Below are 14,324 nucleotides of genomic sequence, written 5' to 3' on the forward strand. Positions count from 1 at the left end.
CTGCTGTGCCAGCGCTCCGTCCAGCATGCCCTACAGAACCACGAAGATAAAGAACACTGCCGCCAGCGCGAAGCGGTACACAGCGAACCAGGATAGCTTCAGCCGTTTGATCAGATTGAGGAAGGTCACAACCGCGATCATCGCTACGATAAAAGCAGCAGCCAGCCCGATCAGAAACAGCGGCACATCCTGTGTGGTCAAGTACTCACGGCTCTTTACCAGATCCAGCAGCGTTGCGCCGAACATAACGGGTACGGAGATAATGAATGTAAATTCCGCGGCCGCCTTCTGGCTTGTGCCCAGCAGCATGCCGCCAGAGATGGTGGAGCCGGAGCGGGAGAAGCCTGGCCAGAGCGCGAGCAGTTGGAACAGGCCGATTCCAAGCGCCTGCTTGTAGCTGATGCTGTCCATGTCCTCGGCAGTGATCTGCACCTTGGCTCGCTCGGCTACAATCATCAGTATGCCCCCAATGACTAGACCGATGAGCACCGTTGCCGGGCCAAACAAATACTGCTTGATGGCACTGTGCAGCAGAAGGCCGACAACTGCTGCCGGCAGCATCGCCAAGATAAGATGCACCGTATTGATGCCGCGCTTGTGTACCAGATCGAGCTTGAGAACATCCATAATAAACCCTGCGAATCGTTTCCAATAAAGCACCAATACAGCCAGCACTGCGCCCAGTTGCACGACGATCTCAAATGTTTTGGCTCGCTCCCCTGAGAAATCCAGCAAGTGAGCCGTCAAAATCATATGCCCGGTCGAGGATACCGGTAAAAACTCTGTCAACCCTTCCACAATCCCCAATATAATGGCTTTTATTAAATCGTCCAAGCCGTTTGCACTCCCGTCTCCATCATAATTCATACTTGTCTCATCTTATTCCTCATCCGGGCCTGGATATGCATAATCAATCCGATCAGGTTCTGCCTTGACGCCAACTGGATTCCTGGTGCGACTGCTCGGCAAAATAGGCATCTCGCCTGCGTACCTGTCGCTGAATGCTAATGGCGATAATAAACAACGACCAGATCCATATGAAACCGATCCACACTGCCAGCTCCCACCGTGCTGTACCCAATCGTTGCCCGATCGTTTCGATCCAACCCAGGTGATGGAAAATCGAGGTGGATGGCAGTTGCTGTGCGAGTGGAAAAGCAATGACCGACATGGCGAACAGGGCAAGCAAGCCCAGCATTTGCGCCAGCCTTTGCTGCACCGCAGCACAATACAGCGCCGCAGCGATAAACCAGCCGACGGCAAGCGATGAGACAGGGGCAACTGTAGTAAAGCCGTATCCATGCGCCGACGGCCCGGACTTTAGCTTCAGCATGAATAACACGGTGGCGATGGCAGCTACCGCGAGCCTCATTCCCCAACGGTATGCTCTCTGTTCGCCAGACAGCGGCTCAGACCTTCTTCTGCGCCAGCGGCTCCATTTCCACAGGCCATAGAGCAGCGCAGCACCGAGTCCCAGCACCGACAGGCCGTATTGCAGCCAATGGTAGACATACTCCCCGTTAATGTGCTCCCGGAGCCAGGGGATCTGCTGGACAAAGATCGTGTGGTTATGCGTCCAGGCATCCATAAACCTGTGGCTCATAAAGCCGATAAACAGCGAGCAAAGGAATAGGAACCAGTCACGCCCTGTGGTGAGGCTCCAGGCTGTGCTATGATCACGGGCGAACTTGTTCAGACCTAGCGTAGAAGGGAGCAGCTTCACCAACGCCGGCTTCATCAGCCTGTGGAAGGCGATCGCAAATGCGGTGCACAGCGGCAAGCCCAGCAAGATGAAGCCCTGGAGCGAATGGCCAAAGCTTTTATTGGATTCAAAAGCAACAAAATACTCCAGATCGGGAGCCATGCTGCCAAGCAGCAGACCCGTCGTGCACAGATAGCGCGGAGCGACCTTCTTCAGGGGAACGGCATATAGCGGATGGGCTAACGTATAAGGCATGCCGCCGCCTCCTTTCTAAGCGCCTTGTGCGAGAGCAGCATGCTGGCCGTGGCACAGGATGCCCGATGCCGATTAACGCAGATTGCCAAATTCACTGAGCGGCCACAGACGAAAGATGGCCTTGCCCTCCAGAGAAGACATCGCAATCGGTCCCAGATCCCGGCTATCCATGCTGCGCTCGCGATTGTCCCCCAGCACGAATACTTTCCCTTCGGGCACAACGTAAGGGAGTTCCATCCCAAGCGGCCTGGTCTCCCCTTTGACATAAGGCTCATCTTGCTCCTCGCCATTTAGGATCAGCTTGCCATCGTGCATATCAATGGTATCGCCAGGCAGACCGATCAGTCGCTTGATGAGACGCTTGTCACTCTCGGAGCCATTAATAATTACGATGTCTCCACGCTCAGGCTCCCCTATCCGGTACGATACTTTATCTTCAATCAGTCTCTGCCCTTCAACAAGCGTGCCCTCCATAGAGATATTATGAACTTCCGTCTGTGCGAACGCATAATTTTGAATCAGTAAAGAGATCGCCACTGCTCCAGCGATCGTCAATGCCCATTCGCGTACTTCCTTCTTCCAATTCTTCTGCATCTCTTCTCTCCTCTCCAAAAACATATAAAATCTTACTCTTCTACTCTATTATACTTGCATGGAGGTGCGGATGCCAAATTCACCACACAACTATCCGAGCCACAATGAGCAGGTCGCCAGAATGGCCAGGAGTAAGGCGCCCCCGGCTGCAAGATACCCATCTTGCGCCTTGAGACGAAGCTGCCAAGCTCTGGTGGGCTGTACTCCGCGTGCAGCGAAGCCTCGCGCCTCCAGCGCCTCAGCCATCTGATCTGCCATTCGAAGCAGCAGCACGAGATAGGGCAGGAGCACACGATGCAGATCGCGTGCAGGCACCTTGCCCGCTCTGCCCCCGCGCTTGCCTCGAGCCTGGGCAATCCGCGCCAGCTTCGACCATTCGGCGCTTAGCAACGGGATAAAACGAAAAACAAGCGAGACGGTCAGCGCAATCATGTCGACAGGCAGACGAAAACGTTTCAGTGGCCGTATCACCTGCTCCACTGCGCGTTGCAGACGAAAGGGCGTCATCGCCGCAGCCAGCCCCAGGCCGAGTACCATGACAGGCAGCAGCCTGCAGAAATAGAGCGCCGTCCGGTTCATAACGTCAACTTCCAGTCCTGGCGGGGAGAAGCGAATCCCGGATAACAGGCAAAAGGTAGCTGCCATACCCGCGTACCATGCAATCAAGCCATGCCACGGCCGCAATGCAGCGCGCCTACGAAGCAGCACAACTGCCGCGATCGCATTGCCAAGCAGAACACCCGTCCAGCTCATCTGCAACAGAATGCCCCCAGCCAGCAGCAGATAGGCGAGCCAGAGCGCGCGCGGGTCGTAAGCTGCCCAGGAGCCTTGCCCACGCTCTCGCTTACTGCCTGTCGCAGTCGCGATCCCGCGCCTCACCGCCTCTGTACCAAATCCGCCCTTTTCCAAGCCCTCAGCGGACTGTACGTCGCTGCTTGACGTCGGCTCAACCAGCTCCGGCAAGCCTGTTGCGCGAGCTGTATAGGAAGCCGCCTCCCCAGCACGCGCCGTCACTCCCCTCATCTTGCCCTCCTCCAGATGGAGCACATCCGCTGCCATTCCCGCAAACACATCTACATCATGAGTGACGATAACCGCGCCCCCGCCTGCCGCCAGATGCGCTGCCAGATGAGCCCGCAGCAGGGCGATTCCCTCACTGTCCAGCCCCGCTGTCGGCTCATCCAGCAGCAGCCATGACGGCTTGGCAGCGAGCAGACAGGCCCAGGCAAGGCGGCGCTGCTGTCCACCGCTAAGCGTCCACGGATCACGCTGCGCGGTCTCTGGCGCCAGGCCGGCCCGTTGGAGGCCAGCCGCTGCCCGTGCCTGCTGCTCCTGCTCCGGCAGCCGGTATGGCCGCAGCGAGTAGCGCAGCTCCTGCTCCGCCCGCGGCAGAAACCATTGCGACTCGCTATGCTGGAGCGATACACCTAGCTCCAGCAGCACTTGCTGGTTGAGCCGACGACCATCCCAGAGCGATTGCTCACCGAGGCGAATCTCCCCATGCTTCAGCTCCCGCAAGCCGGCGAGCGACTCCAGCAAGGTTGTCTTGCCTGCTCCATTGCGCCCGACGATCAGCGTCAGCGTGCCTGCGGCGAGCCGGACACTTACATCCTGGAGCAACGGAGAGCCAGAGCGCCCTGCCCCGACAGTTACTCCGCTCAGCACCCAATCTGCGGCAGGACGCGGGGAGAGCGAGAGCGGCTGCGAGTCGATGACGACGCGGCTCCTCCCGGCATTAGCCGCCTCTGCTTTCCATTGACCCGCCGACTCCATTGTCCCCTTCCCGGCGTTCTGCGTGCCTCTGAGCATAGGCTGCTCCAAGCAGCACGACGCTGCGCCAGCGTGATCGCCACATCTTTCGCTAGGCCGGACTGTCACTGGAGTCTCCGCATGTAGACTTGCCTGGGCCTGCGCCTGCACATGATCATGCTCATGAGCCTCCTCTAGCATCCCGCCCGTCCATTTGACAGGTGCATGCCCGCAGCCAGATGCGCTGTCCTGGATGATCTTGCCTGCGCGAAGCTCTATGATACGATCGGCAGGCTCAATGTCCTCGCTGGCATGGGAGACCCAGATCACTGTCATGCCGCGGCGGTGCTGCTCGCGTACAGCTCGCAGCACATACTGTCTGGCCGCCAGGTCAAGCATTGACACCGCTTCGTCCAATACGAGCAGCGGGGCATCCGATGCGAGACAACCCGCAATCGCCACCAATTGCTTCTGGCCACCGGACAGCTCAGCCACTGGACGATGCTGCAACGGCTTCAGTCCGACGGAAGCCAGCGCCTGATCCAGCCTGGGCATGATCAGCTCTGCTGCCATCCCGGATTGCTCCAGCCCAAGGAGCAAATCCTCCCAAGGCGTCGTGCCGACGATAGCCGCCTCAGGATGCTGCATCACATAAGGAAATGGCCGCTCCAGCTCCGGCGATCGTTCCACACTGCCATGGATCTTCAGTCCTTGCCCTGTTCTTCCCGTCAGCAGCTTCACCAGCGTGCTTTTGCCGCTCCCATTAGCGCCGCGCACATGAATCCATTCGCCCTGATTAACTGCCCACTCGTCGATCTGTAACAACGAAGCGCCCCAAGCAGTGCAGACTTCAACCTGGTGGAGAGAGAGCAGCTTTTTTGCTTTCACTCGATTTCCCCTCTTCCCTTTCCAATGTCTTTGTGATACGATCCTTTTTGTTAACCAAATAATTATTCAGGTTAACATTATCATAAAGGAGCGATTACATAATGTCCACCTCTATTCGAAGCATTGTCTACACCGCGCTGTTTTCGGCATTATTCATTGTGATGAGCGCGATCAAGCTGCCGCTTGGCTTCTCTCCCGTACCGATCACGCTGCAAAATCTGGCGCTCATGCTCGCAGGAGCCTTTCTTGGAGCGCGCTACGGCGGTCTGAGCATCCTGCTTGTCTGCGTGCTTGCTGCACTGGGCTTGCCCTTGCTGGGCGGCCAGGGAGGACTTGCCGTCGTATTCGGTCCGACCGGCGGCTTTATCTGGATGTTTCCTATATGTGCTGTTGTCGTCGGCTACTTGATCCCCAGAGCGTTGAGCTCATCCATACTACAGAAGAATACCACGCTGAGGTTTCTCGTTCTACTCGCTATATTTATGGGCTTCGGCTCATTGTTATCCTATGCAGGGGGAGTGCCCTGGCTGGCGTATGCAGCGAATCTGTCGCTGTCCAAGGCGCTTGCTGCAGGCATGTACCCCTTCCTGATCGGCGATCTGGTCAAGGCGATTGCCGCGACGATCGTAACGATGGCGCTGCAGGCCCATATCCCGGCTTTGCACAACCGTTCAGAGCGCAGCTAGTCCGAGGACAGCCTGACTCGTATGCTTGATCAGACCAAAAAAGCAAGAGCCATCACCTCTTGGGAATCATGCCCAGGAGCCGCCGCTCTTGCTTTTTCTTGGGGGAGAAGTCTCGTCTTCACGCCGTCATCTCTGTCTCTCCTCCAGGCACTGTATGCAAATAGGAATAAGAATGCTTGAGTCCAATGAGATAGAGCAAGAGCACAATAAATGGAGGCAGCAGATGCCAGGCATTCGTGTATCCGATAGCAAAGTGAACGCCGAATGCTGTTGCCAGCCCGCTCATGCCAGCCAGCGCTAACGTCCACCATATCCAGCGCTCCCCTTGACGAAATCCCCATAGACTGAGCAGCAGCACGCCTAGCCCCAGGCTGAGCAGTGCGCCGCCAAAGCCGGCACGGTCATGGGCGATCAGGGAGAGGAGCCGATCATTTTGTCGTGCAAGCTCCTCGGATGTCGTACATAGAAATAGCAGGTCCTCGGGTACGAACACGACGCCCATACCGATGAGCGAGATGACGCCGCCGCCAACGATCAGAGAGAACCCCAGCATGACTAGAGCCAGTTGCCCGCGCAGTCCTTCCCGCCAGCGCTCATCGTTGTACCGATTGACCGGGGGAACCTGGAAGCGAAAGTCTCCCCGGCTGCGCAGCATCCCCAGAACGAAGAAAGGCAGCAGGATGAGCGCCGCCAGCGCATGCAGCGGGTCGAAATATTCAAAGCCAAGAAACAAAAAGAAGCTGAGAAAACCCACCGACGCCGACACCAGCAGCGTCTGCCTCGCATAATGCAAGCGCCGTCGCATCCCGAACCGGGCCAGGCCGACATAGAGAATGCCGATGCTGAGCATCGTACCGGCCAAGGTGAGCCGATCATGCATCATAAACGGCAGCAGCCGATCATTGATCAGCTCCAGTTGCTCTCTCGTCATGCCGACATAAGCCAGATCATAGGGAAGCACGATCGAGGTCGCTGCGATCCACCATGCCAGCAAGCCGCCAATGACCATGCCTAACCCCAGCAGCGATGCCAGTCCCCAGTTACTGCTTATCTGCCGCCAGATGGCGGGCGCTTCTCGCTGCTTATCTGCGTTCAGGCGACCGTAGACGGAGGAAGCAGCGGCAACAGCCTGACCCGTAGCCTCCTGCTGAGTGCTGTGGTCACCGTCTTCATGCGCCCTCTGGGAAGCGGCTAGCTCTCCCTGGCGAACGGCTTGCGCCTCCTGAGCGAGCAGCTCATTGATCCGTTTGGGCAGGCCCGGGCCGCTGTAGACCAGACCACTATGGATCGCTATCAGGCTTGCTCCTGCCCGTTGCAGTCTCAGCGCCTCCTCCGGCTCTGTGACCGCTCCCGCGACAGCAATCGGCAGAGAGCGGTTGCCCTCAAGCTCGCGCAGCTCCTCCACCCTTGCGATTAGCTGCCCCAGTTGGCAACGACCTGAGACATACACCCCGGGCGATTGCTGAATGGTATCATCGATCCAGATTGCCGCCGCGCCTGCCGTCTGCGCCCAGCTTGCTAATCGCCGTATCTGATCAAGCGGGGTATCCAGATACAGATGGAGCAGCCAAGGCTTGCCTGGCGCAGCCTCCCGAAGGGACGCCACCGCGGATAGCAACGCCTCCTCATCGACCTGACCGCAAGGCTTGCATGCATCAACCGTCCAAAAGTCGATGCTCGCTGACAGCTCCGCTTGCTGCCGAAGTTGCATGTCCCTGGGGGGCAGATCGCCCGTAGCAGCTAGCCAGGTCAGCCCGCGCAGCGGATCTCGCGGGCTACGGTCTGCCAAGCCACCCAGTTGCTGTAGTAGTCTCTCCGGGGCGCAGCCCTCGGTTCGACTGCTATAGCTCAGCGCTTCCCGCTGCGGATCGCGCTTCACGGCACGCAGCCCCTGACCATTGCCTGCGCCTGGATCGGCTGCGCCCAGCATCGTAAACCCGAAGCCAAAACGGGTGAAGGAGCGCACCGCCCGCAGTTCGGGGTCAACAGCCGCTGCAAGCCCTACCGGGGAGCTGAGCGACAAGCCGCCGACTGTGGCACCAAGCTCGGAAGGCGGTGCCATGTGACCCATCCATTCGATGATTTTCAGACCGCTTCCTAGTGGCAGACGTCCAAGTATGCCAACAGCAGACAGCGTTAGCTTCCGAGCTTGCTCCGGCGCAAGCCTGTCAAGCCACGGTTTGAATAATCCGTGATATGACCAGTCCGGCAAGGCGATCTCCTCCTTCCGTTCAGTTCGTGTCATCCGGCAGTCTCTGCGCCTAAGTCACATCCGCACTTTTGCGCTTGCTCCCATGGCTATGCTGAAGCTCCAAAATAACGCATCACCCGGCTAGGGCGTGTCTTCAAACCCGCTCAAGGGCATCGTTCACCGCCTTTTCGCCCCGTGCTGCGTTACGTTCTCTTGACGTACCCCGGTACGCCTGCGAGAACGTGCCTTGACCGGAACGAAAATTCGGCAAAATTGCTCCCGTCGGAGTTTGAAGGAACACCCTAGGACAGAAGCTTTGTCTTTATGGCTTATAGACAGCAAGCCATCTGCTATAGACAGCAAGCGTGCCCCATGGACACGCTTGCTAAGATACTGCTGCCGCTTGCCCGGCCAGATTAGGCATCTCTCCGTTAGAGAGGAAGCCTGTTATAGTACGATATTACTCCATGCACTCTGCAGGCTCTTCCTGCGCGGCGCCCTCGACATTGATCTTCTCCGCTACCGTGTCGCGGATAACCGAGGTCACCAGTTGCAGCAGGTAGTTGATGTCCGCTTGACTCTGCTGGAATTCCGACACGATCGGGATGCTATCCAGTTCATCCTGCAGCGCTTCGATCTCGCCTTCAATCTTGGCGACCATAGACGGATTGTTGAAGGATTGGAAGGCGACGATTTCCTTCTGCTTCTTCTTCATCTGTGCAATCAGCCCCTGAACACGCTCATGGTGCTGAATCTGCTTCTCGGCACGCTGATAATGGCGCACCTCCTCGGATTCGAACAACATGACGGCCAGCTCCTTCGCCTTGGCCATGATGTCCTCCTTGACGATCAGATCGCGCGTGTTGAACTTGGGCACGCCGCAGCCGCTATGTGAATGCTCATGATGGTCGTGGTCGTGATCATGGTTATGCCCGGATGCTTGCTGATTCGTTGTCATCGTTATCTTCTCCCTTATCTATACCGCTTCTACAGCAGTTTCCTTAATTAGCTCCGCCTTGAGCAGCCAGGTTTGCGGGGCGGTGACCTTGACCTGAACGAATTGTCCGATTAACGACTTCGGCCCTTCGAACAGCACCAGCTTGTTCGTGCGCGTGCGGCCAGAGAGCACATCCGAGCGGGTTTTGCTCTCGCCCTCTACCAGCACCTCTACCACCGCATCCCGCAGCTTATCATTCTCCTCCTTGGCAATCTCTGCCAACACTTCATTCAGACGCTGCAGGCGCACCTTCTTCACCTCCATCGGCACATTGTCCTCCATCCCTGCCGCTGGCGTACCTGCACGCGGGGAGTAGATGAACGTAAATGCCGAATGAAAACCGACCTCACGGACGAGCGATAGGGTCTCCTCAAATTGCTCATCCGTCTCGCCAGGGAAGCCCACGATAATATCCGAGGTCAGCACGACATCTGGAATCGCCGATTTGATGTTGTGTACCAGCTCCAGAAATTTCTCTCTCGAATACTTGCGGCTCATCCGCTTGAGCACCTCGGTGCTGCCGGACTGAACCGGAAGATGAATATGCTCCACCAGATTGCCTCTTCCCGCAAGCACCTCGATCAGGTGATCATCAAAATCACGCGGATGCGACGTCGTAAAGCGGATACGCGGAATATCGATTTTGGAGATGTCGTGCATCAGATCGCCAAAGCGGTAATTCAGATCCTCGAAATCTTTGCCGTAGGCGTTCACATTCTGTCCAAGCAATGTAACCTCCTTGAAGCCCTGCCGCGCCAGCTCCCGCACTTCAGCAATGACATCCTCAGGGCGCCTGCTTCTCTCCTTGCCACGGGTGTATGGAACGATACAGTAGGTGCAGAACTTGTCGCAGCCATACATAATATTTACCCAGGCGCGCATTCCCTCGCGCTTCTTAGGCAGGTTTTCGATAATGTCGCCCTCCTTGGACCACACCTCGACGACCATTTCCTTATTGAACATCGCTTCCTTGAGCAGTTGCGGAAGACGATGAATATTATGGGTGCCGAAGATCATATCCACGAAGCCATGCTTGTTCAGGATGCGATTCACCACCGACTCCTCCTGAGACATGCAGCCGCAGACGCCCAGCAGCAATCCGGGCTTTTCTGTTTTGAGCGTTTTCAAATGTCCCAGCTCGCCGAATACTTTATCCTCCGCATTCTCCCGAATGGCGCATGTATTCAGCAGTATCACATCGGACAACGTCCGGTCTTCCGTAGCCGTGTAGCCCATCTGCTCGAACATGCCGCGCATAACCTCGGTGTCGTGCTCATTCATCTGGCAGCCATACGTGTAGATGGTATAGTATTTCCCCTTGCCAAACGTGCTCATATCCTCTGGGATGGAGAAATCGGAATGAACATGAATATCTTCCTTGCCCCGGCGTTTCCCTTCCTTGTAGTCCGGCTGGGACTTGATCTGAATCTCACGTCCATTAATCCGTATGCGCTTGCCATTCTCATCCTCGCTGAGCAATTTGGCGCTAGAGAAATCAAAATATTTGGAGTAATCCTTCTCAGAATCCTTGTCTGTCTTTCTCTCGTCCAGGCCAGGTGTCTCCTTCATGGAATCTCACTTCCTTTATGTTCATTTCCGCAAAAAAGAGTCATATCCATTGAAATCATCAATAAATAAGTATAGCATAAAGTCCCTTACTTATCCATGAAGGGAATTGTGCGGCAATGGAGAGCTTCACCGCCTTCAGTTCGTGCTACTGCCTGTCCAAATCACCGAAGGGTCACGCCACGCTTACTGAAAGCGCAGCATGACCCTTAGACATCAATCGTATAGCGGCTCCACAACCAGATCTACTTAATCCAAGATGATGGCCGTGTCGCCAGTCTTGGCTCCAGCCGCGTTAGCCTCGTCTGTGTCAATATGCATATCCAGCGCAAAGTCAGCCGATACGCGAGCGATCACATTGTCCAAAATCAGCCCCCGCTCGCCTTCCAGCTTGACTTGAAGCAACTGCTTGTCCTGAATCCCCCATTTTTCCGCGTCGGATGTATGGAAATGAATATGGCGAGCCGCTACAATGACTCCCTCCTCCAGCACTACCTCTCCAGCCGGGCCTTGAATCGTGATTCCAGGCGAGCCGGCGATATTGCCGGACTCGCGAACCGGCGGATGGACGCCAAGCGCGAATGCGTCGGTTCGCGATACCTCCAATTGTGTCTGCTTGCGTGCCGGTCCGAGAATGCGTACCTTCCCAAAGCTTCCCTTCGACCCAACGACCGCTACCGTCTCGTTCGCTGCATATTGCCCCGGCTGAGACAGAGGTTTCATCTCCGTAAGCTGGTAGCCGCTGCCGAAGAGCTTCTCCACATGCTCCTGGGACAGATGAATATGACGGGCAGACACACCTACAGGTACAGTTTTCATTGCAATTCGTCTCCTTCGATTCATGGTATGTTTATGCGGTTATTATCTGAACTCTGCCAATAAGGACTCGAATTCGTCACCGGACAGCTTCAGATCCTGATGAACGAGAGCCTCCTGCCCAAACCCTGGGATTAGATCCTCATAAGGCTTGCGCGCTGTGTTCTGATAGATAAGACCTGTCAATAATCCGTTCGTTTCCATAATTTTATTCATCGCCAGCATCCGATTCGACGGATCATAGTCCTCGAATTGATTCAGATTGACCACATGCTCCTTGAACCAGTCATACGTATTGACCTTATTGAAGGTCACACATGGACTGAACACATTAATCAGCGAAAATCCGCGATGATTGATGCCGGCCTCGATCAGTGCGGTCAGTTGCTTCAGATCGCTGGAGAACGACTGGGCTACGAAGGTGGCTCCCGCGGATAAGGCAATCTCAAGCGGTGACAGCGTCGTCTCAATCGAGCCTTCCGGTGTCGATTTCGTCTTGAAGCCTTCCGCGCTGCGCGGCGAGGTCTGTCCTTTGGTCAAGCCATAGATCTGGTTGTCCATGACAATATACGTCACATCAATATTGCGGCGGATCGCATGCACCGTATGCCCCATGCCGATCGCGAAGCCGTCGCCGTCGCCACCGGAGGCAATGACCGTCAGCTCCCGGTTAGCCAGCTTCACCCCTTGGGCAATCGGCAGCGCCCGTCCGTGAATGCCATGCAATCCATAAGCATTAATATACCCCGAGATACGGCCTGAACAGCCAATCCCGGAGATGACCGCCAGATTCTCCGGCTCTAGCCCGACATTCGCCGCCGCGCGCTGGATGGCCGCTTGGATGGAGAAGTCTCCGCAACCTGGGCACCAGTTCGGCTTGACATTATTTCTGAAGTCCTTAAACGTTGCCATCTTCACTCAACTCCTTGCAGGATTGATACACTTCCAGCGGCAAGAACGGGTTGCCGTCGTATTTCAGCAGATGGCGGATTTTGGTTCCAAAGCCGTTATTCATCTTGATCTGATTCGCCAACTGAGCTGTAGCGTTGTTCTCAATCACGATCACGCGCCGTGCCTGCTCCAGATACGGCCGCAATGACTCAGCAGGGAACGGATGGATCTGACGGATCGTGATGTGATTGGTGGTTATCCCACTGCGCTCGAGATGCACCCGAGCCTCATCAATCGTTCCGCCCGTCGAGCCCATGCCGATGAGCAGCAGGTCTGGGGCTTCATGCGGCGCATCGACCCGGATCGCATCGCGTATCTGCAGGCTGCGCAGCTTGCCAAGACGCTTGTCCATCATGTTGCGGCGATTATCCGCATTCTCCGATGGCCGTCCTGTCTCATCGTGCTCCACGCCGGTCACATGATGAATGCCATACTTCTCACCTGGCAACACCCGTGGCGAGACCCCATCCCAGGTAAGCTCATACCGCTTGAACAGTTGGTTCGGCTCCAGCTCCGGCGCTCCCTGAACCAGCTTCCCGCGGAGAATCTCGACCGAATGATAGTCCAGCGGCTCACAGGATTGCTTGCCAAGCGACAACTGAAGGTCGGTCATGACGATGACCGGAACCTGATACAGCTCTGCCACATTGAACGCCTCGATCATGTCATGGAAGCAATCCTCAATGGTAGCTGGCGCGATGACCACCTTGGGAATCTCCCCGTGCGTCCCGTATACCATCGCATTCAGATCGGATTGCTCCTGCTTGGTCGGCAGCCCTGTAGATGGTCCGCCGCGCTGTGTGTCCACGATAACAAGCGGCGTCTCCGTCATGCCTGCCAGGCCGATGGCCTCCATCATGAGCGACAGCCCCGGCCCCGCGGAGGCGGTCATGGTGCGAACACCAGCGTAGTTGGCGCCGATCGCCATCGTAGCCGCTGCAATCTCATCCTCAGTCTGAACGACCGTACCGCCGAACTTGGGCAGCTTCTTGATCAGGTACTCCATAATCTCGGAAGCAGGTGTAATCGGATAAGCGGACATGAGACGGCAACCAGCCGCCAGACAGCCCAGGCCGATCGCTTCATTGCCGATCATGAACAGCTTTTGCTTGCCGTCAGCGGCTTCCAGACGGAACTCCTCCAACGGTCCGCCGGCCAGCTCCAGCACGTATTCAGCGCCGCGCTTGACCGCCTCTACGTTCTTCTCCACAATCGCCGGCCCCTTGCGTCCGAACTCCTCCTCTACCGCCCGATTGAATACCTCCAGCGGAAGACCGAGCAGCGCCCACGATGCACCGGAAGCCACCATGTTTTTCATCAAGGAGGTTCCTAGCTCTTCTGCTATTGCCGTTATCGGCACTGCAAACAGTCTCCCCTCCACTCCCTCCGGCAGCACCGGATTGAACTTGGCATCGGCGACGACGACGCCTCCTGCGCGAAGCTCATGAGCATTCAGATCAATGCTCTCCTGGTCGAAGGCGACGAGAATATCCAGATCATCGGAGATTGCCCGATGCGGTGTTGTGCTGATGCGAATCTTGTTGTTCGTGTGCCCGCCCTTAATGCGGGATGAAAAATGACGATAGCCGTATAAATAATAGCCTAGTCGGTTCAATGCTGTCGAGAAGATCCGGTCGGTGCTCTCCACACCTTCCCCTTGCTGTCCACCGATCTTCCAAGACAATTGACTAATCAAAATGTCCAACTCCTCTTTTTCGTTAACATGCTTCCAGTGCCCGCAATACTTCGGCTCCGTGCTGTTGCTCTCTACCTATCCGTATCCTATCGCGTATCTCTGAGCTTATTTTTGAGAGAATCATTCTCAGCGCATATATACAGTCATCTAAAATTTTATGTCTCCTTCACGTAAAAAGCAAGTTAATTCCTAGTCATTCCTATGACATTCATACATCAGCAATCCAAACGGAC

The 14,324-nt window shown here is 56.2% G+C and carries 11 protein-coding genes; 1 reads left to right on the forward strand and 10 read right to left on the reverse strand.

Annotated elements, in window-relative coordinates:
* Positions 1-30: 30 nt before the first annotated feature.
* The 4 genes from ACY1JZ_RS21510 to ACY1JZ_RS21525 all read right to left on the reverse strand — a co-directional run bounded on the left by ACY1JZ_RS21510 (position 31) and on the right by ACY1JZ_RS21525 (position 5,188).
* On the reverse strand, positions 31-834 hold the full coding sequence (locus ACY1JZ_RS21510; protein WP_270170533.1) for an undecaprenyl-diphosphate phosphatase: 804 nt from the start codon (positions 832-834) through the stop codon (positions 31-33).
* Between the two features lie 85 nt (positions 835-919).
* Positions 920-1,957 carry a DUF4184 family protein gene (locus ACY1JZ_RS21515; RefSeq protein WP_462630881.1) on the reverse strand — a complete coding sequence of 346 codons (1,038 nt, stop codon included), beginning with the start codon at positions 1,955-1,957 and terminating at the stop codon, positions 920-922.
* Between the two features lie 72 nt (positions 1,958-2,029).
* Entirely contained in the window at positions 2,030-2,551 is a 522-nt protein-coding gene (lepB, locus tag ACY1JZ_RS21520) for a signal peptidase I (RefSeq protein WP_270170529.1), read from the reverse strand.
* A gap of 90 nt (positions 2,552-2,641) precedes the next feature.
* The gene (locus ACY1JZ_RS21525) at positions 2,642-5,188 is read right to left on the reverse strand and encodes an ATP-binding cassette domain-containing protein (protein ID WP_462630882.1); all 2,547 of its coding nucleotides are present in this window, start codon (positions 5,186-5,188) and stop codon (positions 2,642-2,644) included.
* Positions 5,189-5,289: 101 nt separating this feature from the next.
* Between ACY1JZ_RS21525 and ACY1JZ_RS21530 the strand changes: the two genes are divergently transcribed.
* Positions 5,290-5,874 (forward strand): biotin transporter BioY, encoded by a 585-nt coding sequence (locus ACY1JZ_RS21530; RefSeq protein WP_462630883.1) that lies wholly within the window; start codon positions 5,290-5,292, stop codon positions 5,872-5,874.
* A gap of 118 nt (positions 5,875-5,992) precedes the next feature.
* Here ACY1JZ_RS21530 and ACY1JZ_RS21535 read toward each other — a convergent pair whose 3' ends face one another.
* The 6 genes from ACY1JZ_RS21535 to ACY1JZ_RS21560 form a co-directional block, all read right to left on the reverse strand.
* A complete protein-coding gene (locus tag ACY1JZ_RS21535; protein ID WP_462630884.1) occupies positions 5,993-8,119 on the reverse strand; it encodes a dihydroorotate dehydrogenase in 2,127 nt (708 codons plus the stop codon).
* Positions 8,120-8,525: 406 nt separating this feature from the next.
* Entirely contained in the window at positions 8,526-9,023 is a 498-nt protein-coding gene (locus tag ACY1JZ_RS21540; protein WP_462630885.1) for a YlbF/YmcA family competence regulator, read from the reverse strand.
* A gap of 18 nt (positions 9,024-9,041) precedes the next feature.
* Positions 9,042-10,631: a tRNA (N6-isopentenyl adenosine(37)-C2)-methylthiotransferase MiaB gene (gene miaB, locus ACY1JZ_RS21545; protein WP_462630886.1), complete on the reverse strand. Its 1,590-nt coding sequence runs from the start codon at positions 10,629-10,631 to the stop codon at positions 9,042-9,044.
* Positions 10,632-10,877: 246 nt separating this feature from the next.
* Positions 10,878-11,447, reverse strand: coding sequence for a phosphate propanoyltransferase (pduL, locus tag ACY1JZ_RS21550; protein WP_270170517.1), 570 nt, complete (start codon positions 11,445-11,447; stop codon positions 10,878-10,880).
* Between the two features lie 42 nt (positions 11,448-11,489).
* Complete coding sequence (locus ACY1JZ_RS21555; RefSeq protein WP_270170515.1) at positions 11,490-12,356, reverse strand: 2-oxoacid:ferredoxin oxidoreductase subunit beta; 867 nt, start codon at positions 12,354-12,356, stop codon at positions 11,490-11,492.
* A complete protein-coding gene (locus ACY1JZ_RS21560) occupies positions 12,343-14,091 on the reverse strand; it encodes a 2-oxoacid:acceptor oxidoreductase subunit alpha (protein ID WP_462630887.1) in 1,749 nt (582 codons plus the stop codon). Before ACY1JZ_RS21560 ends, ACY1JZ_RS21555 begins: the two co-directional genes overlap by 14 nt.
* Between the last annotated feature and the right edge of the window lie 233 nt (positions 14,092-14,324).

Source organism: Paenibacillus sp. J5, from assembly GCF_054955055.1.

What these genes read in the sequence shown, in the direction of transcription:
- lepB (WP_270170529.1), bottom strand. Translation starts at nt 2,551, where the DNA reads ATGCAGAAGAATTGGAAGAAGGAAGTACGCGAATGGGCATTGACGATC.
- ACY1JZ_RS21515 (WP_462630881.1), bottom strand. Translation starts at nt 1,957, where the DNA reads ATGCCTTATACGTTAGCCCATCCGCTATATGCCGTTCCCCTGAAGAAG.
- pduL (WP_270170517.1), bottom strand. Translation starts at nt 11,447, where the DNA reads ATGAAAACTGTACCTGTAGGTGTGTCTGCCCGTCATATTCATCTGTCC.
- ACY1JZ_RS21540 (WP_462630885.1), bottom strand. Translation starts at nt 9,023, where the DNA reads ATGACAACGAATCAGCAAGCATCCGGGCATAACCATGATCACGACCAC.
- ACY1JZ_RS21530 (WP_462630883.1), top strand. Translation starts at nt 5,290, where the DNA reads ATGTCCACCTCTATTCGAAGCATTGTCTACACCGCGCTGTTTTCGGCA.
- ACY1JZ_RS21555 (WP_270170515.1), bottom strand. Translation starts at nt 12,356, where the DNA reads ATGGCAACGTTTAAGGACTTCAGAAATAATGTCAAGCCGAACTGGTGC.
- miaB (WP_462630886.1), bottom strand. Translation starts at nt 10,631, where the DNA reads ATGAAGGAGACACCTGGCCTGGACGAGAGAAAGACAGACAAGGATTCT.
- ACY1JZ_RS21535 (WP_462630884.1), bottom strand. Translation starts at nt 8,119, where the DNA reads ATGACACGAACTGAACGGAAGGAGGAGATCGCCTTGCCGGACTGGTCA.